The organism is Cupriavidus alkaliphilus (assembly GCF_014191175.1).
Classification (GTDB): Bacteria; Pseudomonadota; Gammaproteobacteria; order Burkholderiales; family Burkholderiaceae; genus Cupriavidus; species Cupriavidus alkaliphilus.
In genome coordinates this window covers 1068480-1081088 of record NZ_JACHWE010000001.1, presented here as the reverse complement: position 1 = coordinate 1081088, position 12609 = coordinate 1068480, and the positions used below count along the sequence as shown (strand labels likewise).

At 67.6% G+C, this 12609-nt stretch carries 11 protein-coding genes; 10 read left to right on the top strand and 1 reads right to left on the bottom strand.

Features of this window, described 5'->3' with window-relative positions:
• Positions 1-117 precede the first annotated feature (117 nt).
• Positions 118-981 (top strand): sterol desaturase family protein, encoded by an 864-nt coding sequence (locus tag FHX60_RS05105; protein ID WP_112774100.1) that lies wholly within the window; start codon positions 118-120, stop codon positions 979-981.
• Between the two features lie 54 nt (positions 982-1035).
• Here the strand turns inward: FHX60_RS05105 and typA are convergent, their stop codons facing one another.
• Complete coding sequence (gene typA / locus FHX60_RS05100) at positions 1036-2856, bottom strand: translational GTPase TypA (protein WP_092309077.1); 1821 nt, start codon at positions 2854-2856, stop codon at positions 1036-1038.
• Between the two features lie 213 nt (positions 2857-3069).
• Here typA and FHX60_RS05095 point away from each other — a divergent pair, with 213 nt between their 5' ends.
• From FHX60_RS05095 to FHX60_RS05055, 9 genes are all read left to right on the top strand, one after another.
• Positions 3070-3561, top strand: coding sequence for a MarR family winged helix-turn-helix transcriptional regulator (locus FHX60_RS05095; protein WP_183282671.1), 492 nt, complete (start codon positions 3070-3072; stop codon positions 3559-3561).
• A gap of 109 nt (positions 3562-3670) precedes the next feature.
• Entirely contained in the window at positions 3671-5215 is a 1545-nt protein-coding gene (locus tag FHX60_RS05090; protein WP_183282670.1) for an AdeC/AdeK/OprM family multidrug efflux complex outer membrane factor, read from the top strand.
• 44 nt (positions 5216-5259) lie between these two features.
• The gene (locus FHX60_RS05085; protein WP_112774097.1) at positions 5260-6510 is read left to right on the top strand and encodes an HlyD family secretion protein; all 1251 of its coding nucleotides are present in this window, start codon (positions 5260-5262) and stop codon (positions 6508-6510) included.
• Between the two features lie 2 nt (positions 6511-6512).
• On the top strand, positions 6513-8135 hold the full coding sequence (locus tag FHX60_RS05080) for a DHA2 family efflux MFS transporter permease subunit (protein WP_092309089.1): 1623 nt from the start codon (positions 6513-6515) through the stop codon (positions 8133-8135).
• A gap of 182 nt (positions 8136-8317) precedes the next feature.
• On the top strand, positions 8318-9106 hold the full coding sequence (locus FHX60_RS05075) for an IclR family transcriptional regulator (protein WP_183282669.1): 789 nt from the start codon (positions 8318-8320) through the stop codon (positions 9104-9106).
• A 34-nt stretch (positions 9107-9140) separates the two neighbouring features.
• Positions 9141-9857 (top strand): dipeptidase PepE, encoded by a 717-nt coding sequence (pepE, locus tag FHX60_RS05070; RefSeq protein WP_183282668.1) that lies wholly within the window; start codon positions 9141-9143, stop codon positions 9855-9857.
• Between the two features lie 42 nt (positions 9858-9899).
• Complete coding sequence (locus FHX60_RS05065) at positions 9900-10823, top strand: DUF1177 domain-containing protein (protein ID WP_183282667.1); 924 nt, start codon at positions 9900-9902, stop codon at positions 10821-10823.
• Positions 10820-11527 (top strand): AroM family protein, encoded by a 708-nt coding sequence (locus FHX60_RS05060; RefSeq protein WP_183282666.1) that lies wholly within the window; start codon positions 10820-10822, stop codon positions 11525-11527. Before FHX60_RS05065 ends, FHX60_RS05060 begins: the two co-directional genes overlap by 4 nt.
• A gap of 66 nt (positions 11528-11593) precedes the next feature.
• The gene (locus FHX60_RS05055) at positions 11594-12586 is read left to right on the top strand and encodes a Bug family tripartite tricarboxylate transporter substrate binding protein (RefSeq protein WP_183282665.1); all 993 of its coding nucleotides are present in this window, start codon (positions 11594-11596) and stop codon (positions 12584-12586) included.
• Positions 12587-12609: the final 23 nt, after the last annotated feature.

The window sequence follows — 12609 nt, the reverse complement described above, 5'->3', positions numbered from 1 at the left end:
GCGTGACAGAATTGCATGGCAGTACAGCATCGCCACCAAGTGATGGATTCGGCGCGCCCCCCGCCGTTTGGAGGAAGCCCTCGTGGCAATTTCGCGGCGAACAGGCACACTGCCGGGATGAACACCGCTTCGCTCGATCCCGGACTCGTGCTGCTGGCCTTCGCGCCGGTCTTCGTGCTGACCATCGGCGCCGAAGCGTGGTACTGGGCGCGGCGCGACCCTGCCGTCTACAGCCTGCGCGACACGCTCTCCAACGCCGCGCTGGCGCTGATGCACCAGGCCTCGGATGCGTTCTTCCTCTGGCTGATGGTCCGCACCGTCTATACGTGGTGCTACCAGCACGGCCTGCAGGCGATGCCGCAGACGCTGTGGTCGTTCGCACTGCTGCTGTTGCTGCAGGACTTCCTCTACTACTGGTTCCATCGCGCCAGCCATCGCGTGCGCTGGCTGTGGGCCTCGCACGTGACGCATCATTCGTCGGAAGGCATGAATTTCTCGACCGCGTTCCGGCAGAGCCTGACCTACCCGCTGTCGGGCATGTGGCTGTTCTGGATTCCGCTGGCGTATATCGGCTTCACGCCGGACTGGGTGATCCTGGCCGTGGGCCTGAACCTGGGCTTCCAGTTCTTCGTCCATACGCGCCTGGGGCAACGCTGGCCGCTGGTCGAGCGGCTGCTGAACACGCCTTCGGTCCATCGCGTGCACCACGCGAAAAACCCTCACTACATCGACCGCAACTATGCCGGCGTGCTGACGGTCTGGGACCGCCTGTTCGGCACCTTCGTGCCCGAGCACGAGGCGCCGGTCTACGGCATCACGCGCCAGCTGCGCAGCCATGACCCGCTGACGCTGACCTTCCACGAATGGCGCGACATGTTCGCCGATGCCTGGCGCGACCGCGACCTGCGCTATCTGTGGAAGCCGCCGGAATGGCGCAGCCCGCGTGCCGCGGTGCCGGCGACGCTGCCGGGCACGCAATAAAAAAACCGCGCCTGCAGGCGCGGTTTTTTGTGAGCAGCGTCAGCGCCTGGGCGCTTATGCGCCTTCGCGGGCGGCACGCTTGCGCTCGTGCTCCTTCAGGTGGCGCTTGCGCAGACGGATGCTCTTGGGGGTGAGCTCGACCAGTTCGTCGTCGGCGATGAATTCCACCGCGTATTCCAGCGACATCTGGATCGGCGGCACCAGGCGCACCGCTTCGTCGGTACCCGACGCGCGCACGTTGGTCAGCTGCTTGCCCTTGATCGGGTTCACGACCAGGTCGTTGTCGCGGCTGTGGATGCCGATGATCATGCCTTCATACAGCGCATCGCCCGGCTTGACGAACATGCGGCCGCGGTCCTGCAGCTTCCACAGTGCGTAGGCCACCGCGTCGCCGTCGTCCTGCGAGATCAGCACGCCGTTGTGGCGCTCGCCCAGGCCGCCTTCGCGCACCGGCGCGTAGTCGTCGAAGATATGGCTGATCAGGCCGGTGCCGCGCGTCAGCGTCAGGAACTCGCCCTGGAAGCCGATCAGGCCGCGGGCCGGGATGCGGTACTCGAGGCGGGTGCGGCCCTTGCCGTCCGACGCCATATCAAGCAGTTCGCCCTTGCGGCGGCCCAGCTCTTCCATGATGCCGCCCTGGTGGCTGTCTTCGACATCCACGGTCAGCAGCTCATACGGCTCGCACTTGACGCCGTCGATTTCCTTGAACACCACGCGCGGACGCGACACGGCCAGCTCGTAGCCTTCGCGGCGCATGTTTTCCAGCAGGATGGTCAGGTGCAGTTCGCCACGGCCCGACACTTCGAAAATGGTGTCGTCGCCGGTATCGGCCACGCGCAGCGCGACGTTGGACTTCAGTTCGCGGTCCAGGCGCTCGCGCAGCTGGCGGCTGGTGACGAACTTGCCTTCGCGGCCGGCCAGCGGCGAGGTGTTGACGCAGAAGTTCATGGTCAGCGTCGGCTCGTCCACCTTCAGCATCGGCAGCGCGTCCTGGGCCTCGGGCGCGCACACGGTGCAGCCGATGCCCAGTTCTTCGATGCCGTTGATCAGCACGATGTCGCCGGCTTCGGCTTCCTGCACGATTTCGCGCTCCAGGCCCTGGAACTTCAGCACCTGGTTGATGCGGCCCTTGATCGGGTTGCCTTCCGGGCCGAACTTGACCACCACGTCCTGCAGCGGACGAGCACGGCCACGCGAGATGCGGCCCACGCCGATCTTGCCGACGTAGCTGGAGTAGTCCAGCGAGATGATCTGCAGCTGCAGCGGGCCGTCGCGGTCGTCGTCGCGCACCGGCACCTTGTCGAGCACGGTTTCGAACAGCGGCTTCATGTCGCCGTCGCGCACGTCTTCGGTCAGGCCGGCAAAGCCGTTCAGGCCCGAGGCGTAGATCACCGGGAAGTCGAGCTGCTCGTCGGTCGCGCCCAGCTTGTCGAACAGGTCGAAGGTCTGGTTGATGACCCAGTCCGGACGCGCGCCCGGGCGGTCGATCTTGTTGACCACCACGATCGGCTTCAGGCCCAGCGCCAGCGCCTTGCGCGTGACGAAGCGGGTCTGCGGCATCGGGCCCTCGACCGCGTCGACCAGCAGCAGCACGCCGTCGACCATCGACAGCACGCGCTCCACTTCACCGCCGAAGTCGGCGTGGCCCGGGGTGTCGACGATATTGATATGGGTGCCGTTGTACTCGACGGCACAGTTCTTCGCGAGAATCGTGATCCCGCGTTCCTTTTCCAGGTCGTTCGAGTCCATCACCCGTTCGGCGACTTGCTGGTTGTCGCGGAAGGTGCCTGCCTGGCGCAGGAGCTGGTCGACCAGGGTGGTCTTGCCATGATCGACGTGGGCGATGATGGCGATATTTCGGATGGCGCGGGTCATTGCTGCGTCTCGCTAAGAACGGGGCCCTCGCATGGAGGGCCGGAGAATCTGAGGTAACCCAACATTCTAGCATGTTGCGGCGCAAGAAGCGTTGACCGGAACCGCCGCTGCCATAGGGAAAATATTTGCGGATTTCGCAATAACCAATTTCCGTTCTTGCGGATCGTTAAACGTGAACATATATTTGCCTCAGCAAACATTGCAACGGCAAAGATGTCACAACCACCCGCTTCCGCCCCGCCCGCCTCGCCCAACCCACTGGCGGGTTCGTTCGACCCCGCCCGGTACCAGATGTGCGACAGCGTCGGCTACCTGATGCAGCGCGCGAAGAACATGCTGGCGCACGGCGTCGAGCAGGAGGTCAGCAGCCTGGACATCACCCAGGCACAGGCCAGCTGCCTGATGATGCTGGCCACCGGCCGCGCCTCGACCGTCACCGACCTGGGCCGCGAACTGAACACCGACATGGGCTCGGTCACGCGGCTGCTCAGCCGCATGGAAAAGCGCGGCCTGATCGAGCGCCGCCGCCGCGATGCCGACCGCCGCGTGGTTGACCTGTCGGTGACGCCGCAGGGCCAGGAGCTGGTGCAGCAGCTGCCGGCGATCTTCTGCAAAGTCCTGGCGCACCACTTCCGCGGTTTTTCCGAGGACGAGATCCGGTTACTGCGCAGCATGCTGCGGCGGGTGATCGACAACAGCGGGTAGCAGGCTGCGCGCCGGACTTCCGGCACGTCAGATCGTCCGCGTCGGCCATACCGGCCGGACACCGTCAGCAGCCCGTAGACACCGATGGCTCCGGACACGGAGCAACACCATGAAACCAGCTTTTTCCTTCCGTTTTTCACAGCCGGCCAGTTCGCGCAAGCTGGCGCGCCGTGCCGGCACGCTGGCGCTGACCGCGATCGCGGCCGCGGCGCTGGCCGGGTGTGCCGCGCTTGGCGATTCGCACAGCACCCAGACCATGGCCGATCCGGCAGCCATGGCGACTTCGCAAACCCTGCCCGGCGAACACGGCCAGTGGCCGTCGCAGGACTGGGTCAGCCAGTTCCAGGACCCGCAGCTGAACGCGCTGGTCGACGAGGCGATCCAGGACAGCCCGAACCTGCAGGCCGCATTTGCCCGCGTCGAGGCCTCGCGCGCGATGGCCGAGGCCACCCGCAGCGCGCTGTATCCGCACCTGGAGTTCGAAGGCAGCCTGCTGCGCCAGCGCTTTTCCAACAACGACCTGTTCGAGGGCACGCCGCTGGCGGGCTCGTGGCAGAACCAGTCGCGCCTGCAGGTGGGCCTGTCCTATGACTTCGACTTTTGGGGCAAGAACCGCGATGCACTCGAAGCCGCGCTCTCCGACGACCGCGCCGCCGAGGCCGAAAGCCAGGCCGCGCGCCTGATCCTGGCGACGTCGATCTCGCGCAATTACGCGCGCCTGGCCGCGCTCTATGCGCAGCGCGACGTGGCCGAGCGCGCCATCGCCCAGCGCCGCGACCTGACCGAGCTGTCGCGCCAGCGCCTGGCCGCCGGCCTGGACACCCAGGTGGAAACCACCCAGGCGCGCGGCACGGTGGCGGCCTCGCAGACAGACTTGCAGCGCGTCGATGAAGAAATCGCGCTGGCCCGCAACCAGCTCGCGGCGCTGCTCGGCAAGGGCCCGGACCGCGGCCTGCAGATCCAGCGCCCGGTGCTGCTGGCGCAGGCCACGCCGACGCTGCCCGACAACCTCACCATCGGCCTGCTGGGCCGCCGCCCGGACCTGGTGGCGGCGCGCTGGCGCGTCGAGGCCGCGTCGAAGGACATCAACGTCGCCAAAAAGGAATTCCTTCCCGACGTCAGCCTGAGCGCGTTCGCCGGCCTGGCCGCGCTGGACCCGTCCAAGCTGCTGATGGGCATCAGCCGCACCTTCGGCATCGGCCCGACCATCCGGCTGCCGATCTTCGAAGGCGGCAAGCTGCGCGCCAACCTGAAGGGCAAGTACGCCGGCTACGACATCGCCGTGGCCAACTACAACCAGGCGCTGGTCGATGCGCTGCGCGAGACCGCCGACACCATGACCAGCATCCGCAGCGTCGACAAGCAGATCCAGACCCAGCGCGAAGCACTGGACCTGGCCGAGCACGCCTACGCGCTGGCCACCACGCGCTACAAGGCGGGACTGGGCACGCAGCTGACCGTGCTCAACGCGGAAAGCAACGTGCTGCAGCAGCGCCGCCTGGCAACCGACCTGCAGGCGCGGCGCCTGGACCTGCAGATGGGCCTGATGAAGGCACTCGGCGGCGGCTACCAGGAGCCGGCCGAAGGCCACGGCAGCATCGTCCACGGCCCGGCGCAGCAACCGGACAACACCCAGGCGGGCGCCCGCGGCTGATCCGCGCACCCGGTGATCGCAGACAAGAGTATCCAGAAGACATCATGAGCAACAACCAGCAAGCGGCCGGCACCAACACTCCCCAGCAGGCCACGGCCACTCCTCCCAACGGCAAGCGCAAGCGCCTGCTGCTGTCGCTGAGCGCCGCGATCGTGGTCGCCGGCATCGGCTACGGCGTCTACTGGGGGCTGTATGCCCGCCATTTCGAAAGCACCGACGACGCCTATGTCGCCGGCAACGTGGTCCAGGTCACGCCGCTGGTGGCTGGCACGGTGGTATCGATTGCCGCCGACGACACGCAGCTGGTCACCGCCGGCCAGCCGCTGATCCAGCTCGACCGCGCCGACACGCAGGTGGCGCTGGAACAGGCCGAGGCCCAGCTGGCCCAGGCCGTGCGCGAAGTACGCACGCTGTACGTCAACAACGGCTCGCTCGCCGCCAACGTGGCGCTGCGCGAAGCCGACGTGGCCAAGGCCCGCGACGACCTGCGCCGGCGCCAGGCCATTGCCGGCTCGGGCGCGGTGTCGAATGAAGAGATCTCGCACGCGCAAGCCGCGCTCAAGGGCGCGGAGTCGGCGCTGCTGGCTGCGCGCGAGCAGCTGGCATCGAACAAGGTGCTGACCGACCAGACCACGGTCGAGAACCACCCCAACGTGCAGCGCGCCGCCGCCAACCTGCGCTCGGCCTACCTGTCGTTCGCGCGCTCGGCGCTGCCCGCGCCGGTGACCGGCTACGTCGCCAAGCGCTCGGTGCAGGTCGGCCAGCGCGTGGCCGCCGGCGCGCCGCTGATGGCGGTGGTGCCGCTGGACCAGGTCTGGGTCGACGCCAACTTCAAGGAAGTGCAGATCACGCATATGCGCATCGGCCAGCCGGTGACGCTGGAAGCCGACGTCTATGGTTCCAAGGTCGAATACCGTGGCAAGGTCGCGGGCTTCTCGGCCGGCACCGGCTCGGCGTTTTCGCTGCTGCCGGCGCAGAACGCCACCGGCAACTGGATCAAGGTGGTGCAGCGCCTGCCGGTACGCATCGCGCTGGAACCGCAGCAGCTCAAGGACCATCCGCTGCGCGTGGGACTGTCGATGACGGTCAAGGTCGACGTGCGCCGCGAAGAAGGCGCCGCCATGGCCGCCGCCGCGCCGGCCAGGCCGATGCAGACCGACGTCTATGACAAGGTGGCGCAGGATGCCGACCAGCTGATCGCGCGCATCATCGCCGCCAACAACGGCGGCCGCGGCGCCGGCCTGTCCTCGGCCAGCGCCGCCCACGCCAAGTCCGGCAAGCCCGCCAATACCTGATCATGGCCACCTCCCCTTCCGCCGCACCGGCCGCGCCCGGGGCGCAGCCGGGCGCCGGCCCGGCGCCGGCGCGGGCCCTGCCGCAGCAGCCGCAGCCGCTGACCGGCGGCAAGCTGGTGCTCGGCACCATCGCGCTGTCGCTGGCCACGTTCATGAACGTGCTGGACTCGTCGATCGCCAACGTGTCGATCCCGGCGATCTCGGGCGACCTGGGCGTGGCGCCCAACCAGGGCACCTGGGTCATCACCTCGTTCGCGGTGGCCAACGCGATCTCGGTGCCGCTGACCGGCTGGCTGACCACGCGCTTCGGCGCGGTGCGGCTGTTCATCACCTCGATCCTGCTGTTCGTGCTGGCGTCGTGGCTGTGCGGCGTCGCGCCCAACCTGGAGACGCTGCTGGCCGCGCGCGTGCTGCAGGGCGCGGTGGCCGGGCCGATGATCCCGCTGTCGCAGTCGCTGCTGCTGTCGAGCTATCCGCCCGCGAAGAGCACCATGGCGCTGGCGCTATGGGGCATGACCACGCTGGTGGCGCCGATCATGGGCCCGCTGCTGGGCGGCTGGATCTCAGACAACATGACCTGGCCGTGGATCTTCTACATCAACGTGCCGGTGGGCATCGTCACCGCCTACGCCACCTGGGCCATCTACAAGGACCGCGAGACGCCCACCAAGATGCTGCCGATCGACCGCATCGGCCTGGCGCTGCTGGTGATCTGGGTGGGCTCGATGCAGCTGATGCTCGACAAGGGCAAGGAGCTGGACTGGTTCCATTCGACCGAGATCGTGGTGCTGACGCTGGTGGCAATCGTCGGCTTCCTGTTCTTCCTGGCCTGGGAAACCTATGAGAAGCATCCCATTGTCGACATCAGCCTGTTCAAGGGCCGCAACTTCAGTTCCGGCGTGGTCGCGATCTCGGTGGCCTACGGGCTGTTCTTCGGCAACCTGGTGATCCTGCCGCTGTGGCTGCAGACCATCGTCGGCTATACCGCGACCGACGCGGGCATCGTGATGGCGCCGGTCGGCATCTTCGCGATCCTGCTGTCGCCGGTGATCGGGCGCAACCTGCCGAAGATGGATGCGCGCTGGGTGGCCACCGCGGCCTTCATCACCTTCGGCATCGTCAGCCTGATGCGCGCAGGCTTCACCACGCAGGTCGATACCTGGACGCTGATGGTGCCCACGCTGATCCAGGGCGCGGCCATGGCGATGTTCTTCATCCCGCTGACCTCGATCATCCTGTCGGGCCAGCCGCCGGAGAAGATTCCGGCCGCCTCGGGCCTGTCGAACTTTGTGCGGATCACCTTCGGCGGCATCGGCGCGTCGGTCTCGACCACCGTCTGGGAGAACCGCTCGGCGCTGCACCACGCGCAGCTGGTCGAGCAGGTCAACCCCTACAACCCGGCCTACCACGACCAGCTCAACCACCTGATGCAGATGGGCATGAGCCAGGCGCAGGCGGTCGGCGTGATCGAGCGCAATATCACCCAGCAGGCGGCCATGCTCGGCGCCAACGACATCTTCTGGATCTCGGGCATGCTGTTCTTCGTGCTGATCGGCTTTGTCTGGCTGACGCGGCCGGCCAAGGGTGGCGGTGGCGGCTCGGCGGACGCGATGGCGGCGCATTGAGCCCCTGGTTCAGCGATGCATCGAATGGCCCCGGTTTCGGGGCCATTTTTTTTTGCCCGTCTCCGGCAAGGGAAATTTCCCCTTGTGTTCCGCCACCCATCGCCCTATGATTTGCCAACCGAATTACGGAACCGTAGTTCCGAAAAATGGAACCTAGGAAACGAACGTAGCGGAGAGGCGAAGTGAGCATTCTTGAAGGCGTGGAGAGCGTGCTGGACTTGTTCGGGCACGGCCGCCACGAGATCACGTTCAACGATGTGCTGGATGAGCTGGGCCTGGCCAAGAGCTCGGCGTCGCGCCTGCTCGCACAGATGGTGCGCTACCGGCTGCTGGAGCTGCAGCCATCGACGCGACGCTATCGTCCAGGCGCACTGGTGATCCGCGCGGCACAGGCCGCCACGCAGGCGCACCCCTTTGACGACCAGTGCCGCGAGATCCTCGCCGCCTTGTCGGATTCGACCGGCTTCACGGCCTACCTTTCGATGCTCGACGGCACCGACACCGTGGTGCTGCAGCGCTTGAATGGCAGCAACCCGGTGCAGGTGCTGTCGCCGCCGGGCGCGCGCCGCCCGGCCTTCACCACGGCCATGGGCCGCGTGCTGCTGTCGCGCCTGCCCGAGACCGAATTCAGCGCGCGCTACGGCGCCACCGGCGCCCGCAAGCTGCCCGACGCACCCGCCGGATGCCCCGCCACCGTAGCCGAGCTGCGCGAGCGCGTCGCCACGGCCCGCGCCGAGCGCAGCGCCATCGCCGTCAACGAAGGCATGCCGGGCATCGGCGCCGTTGCCACCACGCTTGCGGACCCGCTCTCTGGCGACGTGCGCGGCCTGTGTCTGTCCTTCACCGCGATGCAGGTCAGCCAGGCCCAGGCCCGCGCGCTGCGGGAAACCCTGGTGCAGGCGGTGGCGCCGCTCGGGCAGCGCCTCGGCGATCCGCTCTGGCTCCATCCCGGCAACACCGCCGCCAACTAGTCATCCCGGCAGCTCAAACCGCCAGCTCGAACTCATGGAACTCCTGTTACTCAGCAACTCCTCCAGCGACGCGGGTTACCTCGTCCATGCCCACGACGCGATCCGCGAACTGGCCGACGGGCGCACCCGTGCCTGCTTCATCCCGTTCGCCGGCGTCACGCGCGACTGGGACAGCTACGAAGCCCTGGTGCGCGACGCACTGGCCCCCGCCGGCATCGCCGCGCACTCGCCGCATCGGCTCGGCCATGCGGATTGCGTGCGGGCGGTGGCAGCGGCCGAACTGATCGTCATCGGCGGCGGCAACACCTTCCGTCTGCTGCAATGCCTGCGCGAGCGCGGCCTGCTGCCCGTGATTGCGCGCCAGGTGGCCGCGGGCGCCGCGCGCTATATCGGCTGGAGCGCCGGCACCAATGTCGCCTGCCCGACCATCCGCACCACCAACGACATGCCGGTCGCCGACCCTGGCGGCCTCGACGCGCTCGGGCTGGTGCCGTTCCAGATCAACCCGCACTACTTCAACCTGGTGGTGCCCGGCTTCCGCGGCGAAACGCGCGACCAGCGGCTGGCCGAGTTCACGGTGCTGCAGCCGCAGACGCCGGTGCTGGGCTTGCCCGAAGGCAACTGGGTGCGCGTCTCGGGCGAGCGCATGGAGATGGGCGGCGCGCATCGCGCACGCTGGTTCCTTGGCCAGCAGATCGTGGACGTCGCCCCCGGCGCACTGTCCGTGCCGGCCTGTACCGCTGCCATCTGATCCATCGCCATCCCGTAACGCAAGCAAGGAACCCCAAGCAAGATGTCCATCAAGCAGGTGATTGAATCGATCGAGCTGCTGTCCGCAGCCAACGTCGACGGCGCAGCCGTTGCCACTTTGCTGCGCGCCCGCGGCATCCGCGACGTCACGGTGACGCGCGTGGAAGAGAACGGCCTCTACACCGACTTCCTCGCCTGCACCCTGCCCGGCCGCAACCCCGATGCGCCCGCGCTGGGCGTGGTCGGCCGCCTCGGCGGCGTCGGCGCGCGTCCTGCCGTGACCGGCCTGGTGTCCGATGCCGACGGCGCCATCGTTGCCGTCGCCACCGCGCTCAAGCTGGCCGACATGGCCGCCGGCGGCGACGTGCTGGCCGGCCCGGTGCGGATCCATACGCATATCTGCCCGCACGCCGCGACGCGGCCGCACCAGCCGGTGCCGATGATGAAATCGCCCTTCGCGATGCGCACGATGATGTCGCACGAAGTGCATCCCGACATGGCAGCAATCCTGTCGGTCGACACCACGCGCGGCAACCGCTTCGTCAACCGCCGCGGCGTGGCGCTGACGCCGGTGGCCAAGCAAGGCTGGCTGTTGCGCCTGCCGGAGCGGATGCTGGACCTGATGGGCTGGGTCAGCGGCGAACTGCCGTCGGTGCTGCCGCTGACCACCCAGGACATCACCCCGTATGAGAATGGCCTGTGGCATGTCAATTCGATCATGCAGCCGGCCATCGTCACCGCGGCGCCGGTGGTGGGCGTGGCACTGACCGCGCAGACCACCGTGCCGGGATGCGCCACCGGCGTCACCAACGCCTTCGACATCGATGTGGCGACGCGCTTCTGCATCGAGGTCGCCAAGCAGTTCGGCGAGGGCCAGTGCGCCTTCTTCGATGCCGAGGAATGGGCCGAGCTGCAGCGGCGCTACGGCTCGCTCGCGCACCTGCAGACCGTCGGGACCGAAGCATGACCGCAGCCGCCCCACGCCTGCCGCGCGTGGCCTTCGTCACCATCGGGCAGTCGCCGCGGACCGACGTGGTGCCGCAGATGATGGCCGACCTGGGCCTGCCGGCCGAAGTCGAAGAATTCGGCATCCTCGACGCGCTGGGCCCCGACGAGATCGCCGCGCTCGCGCCCGCCGCCGGCGAGTACCGCTTCGCCAGCCGCCTGCGCGACGGCACGCAGGCGGTGATGGGCAAGCCGGTGGCCGAGGCCATGCTGGCGCGGCTGATGGCCTCGCTCGACGATGGCCGCTTCGACGCGCTGGTGCCGCTGTGCACGGGCACCGCGCTGCCGCCGATGCGCACGCTGGTGATCGAGCCGCAGCAGGTGGTCGATCACCTGACGGTCGCGCTTGCCCAGGGATGCAAGCGGCTCGGCATCGTGCTGCCCCTCGAGGGCCAGGTCGACAGCTTTCATCTGATCAAACCGGTGTCCTGCGAACTGCGCGTTACGCATGCCTCGCCTTATACCGATACTGGCACCGGCGGCTTCGCTCGCGCCGGCCAGGCACTGCGCGGCTGCGACCTGGTGGTGATGCACTGCATGGGCTACACCGAGGCGATGCGTGCCGAAGTCGCGCACCATGCCCGCGCCCCGGTGCTGCTCTCTAACCGGATGGTGGCCACGCTGCTCGGCCAGGTGCTGGATGCCCGCGGCCGAAACGGCCTGTGAAATTGCTTACGGGTAAAGGCAAGCCCGCTGACAGATTGCCTGTGACACAGCTGGAGTGGAAGTAACATGGAAAAGGTGGCGAAGTGGATGGGACCGCTGCTGCGCGGCATGGCTTGCATGAGCCTGGTTGCGGTGGCGGCGTCGGGCGCGCATGCGCAGGAATGGAAGCCCGCGAAGCCGGTGCGGCTGCTGGTCGGCTTTGCCCCGGGCGGCTCCGCCGACCTGCTGGCACGGCTGGTGCAAGGTCCTTTGTCGGAAAGCCTCGGCGTGCCGGTGGTAGTCGAAAACGTGCCGGGCGCGGGTGGCAATATCGCTGCCGACAAGCTGGCCAAGGCCTCGCCGGACGGCTATACCATCGGCATGGGCGCAGCTGGCGCGATGGCGGTGACCCACGTGCTCAACCCGAAGGGCACGCCGTACAAGGCGGATGACTTTACCCCCATTGCCATGCTGGCGACCCAGCCCAACGTGGTGATCATCAATCCTGCGCTACCGGTCAAGACGATGGCGGACTTCACCGCGTACGTGAAAAAGACACCGCAGGTCACCTATGGCACCGCGGGTGTCGGCACGTCGAACCACCTGATCGCCGAGACCATGCTGCATCGCCTCGGCATCGACATGGTCCACGCGCCGTACAAGGGCGCCACCCCGGTGATCACCGATCTGATGGGCGGCCATATCGCCATGACCGTCGACAACATCACCACCGCCGCGGCGCTCGCCAAGAGCGGCAAGGTCAAGGCGCTGGCGGTCACGGGCAGCAAGCGCTCGCCGTTGCTGCCCGACGTGCCGACGCTGGCCGAAAGCGGCCTGAAGGATTTCAACATGCCGACCTGGCAAGGGATCTTCGGGCCGAAGGACCTGCCGAAGGCCATCGTGGCCCGCTACAACCAGGCCCTGGTGAAGGCGCTGGCGAATCCGGAAGTCAGGAAGAAGATGGCGGAGTTCGGCTCGGAACCGGTCGGCGACACCCCGGAACACTTCGCCGGCTTCCTGGCGCAGGACCGCAAGATGTGGGCCGAAGTGATCAGGACGGCCAAGGTCACATTAGAGTAAGGACTGTCGGTTGGTGGGCGGCG

What these genes read in the sequence shown, in the direction of transcription:
- FHX60_RS05085 (WP_112774097.1), top strand. Translation starts at nt 5,260, where the DNA reads ATGAGCAACAACCAGCAAGCGGCCGGCACCAACACTCCCCAGCAGGCC.
- FHX60_RS05060 (WP_183282666.1), top strand. Translation starts at nt 10,820, where the DNA reads ATGACCGCAGCCGCCCCACGCCTGCCGCGCGTGGCCTTCGTCACCATC.
- FHX60_RS05105 (WP_112774100.1), top strand. Translation starts at nt 118, where the DNA reads ATGAACACCGCTTCGCTCGATCCCGGACTCGTGCTGCTGGCCTTCGCG.
- typA (WP_092309077.1), bottom strand. Translation starts at nt 2,856, where the DNA reads ATGACCCGCGCCATCCGAAATATCGCCATCATCGCCCACGTCGATCAT.
- pepE (WP_183282668.1), top strand. Translation starts at nt 9,141, where the DNA reads ATGGAACTCCTGTTACTCAGCAACTCCTCCAGCGACGCGGGTTACCTC.
- FHX60_RS05080 (WP_092309089.1), top strand. Translation starts at nt 6,513, where the DNA reads ATGGCCACCTCCCCTTCCGCCGCACCGGCCGCGCCCGGGGCGCAGCCG.
- FHX60_RS05095 (WP_183282671.1), top strand. Translation starts at nt 3,070, where the DNA reads ATGTCACAACCACCCGCTTCCGCCCCGCCCGCCTCGCCCAACCCACTG.
- FHX60_RS05055 (WP_183282665.1), top strand. Translation starts at nt 11,594, where the DNA reads ATGGAAAAGGTGGCGAAGTGGATGGGACCGCTGCTGCGCGGCATGGCT.
- FHX60_RS05090 (WP_183282670.1), top strand. Translation starts at nt 3,671, where the DNA reads ATGAAACCAGCTTTTTCCTTCCGTTTTTCACAGCCGGCCAGTTCGCGC.
- FHX60_RS05065 (WP_183282667.1), top strand. Translation starts at nt 9,900, where the DNA reads ATGTCCATCAAGCAGGTGATTGAATCGATCGAGCTGCTGTCCGCAGCC.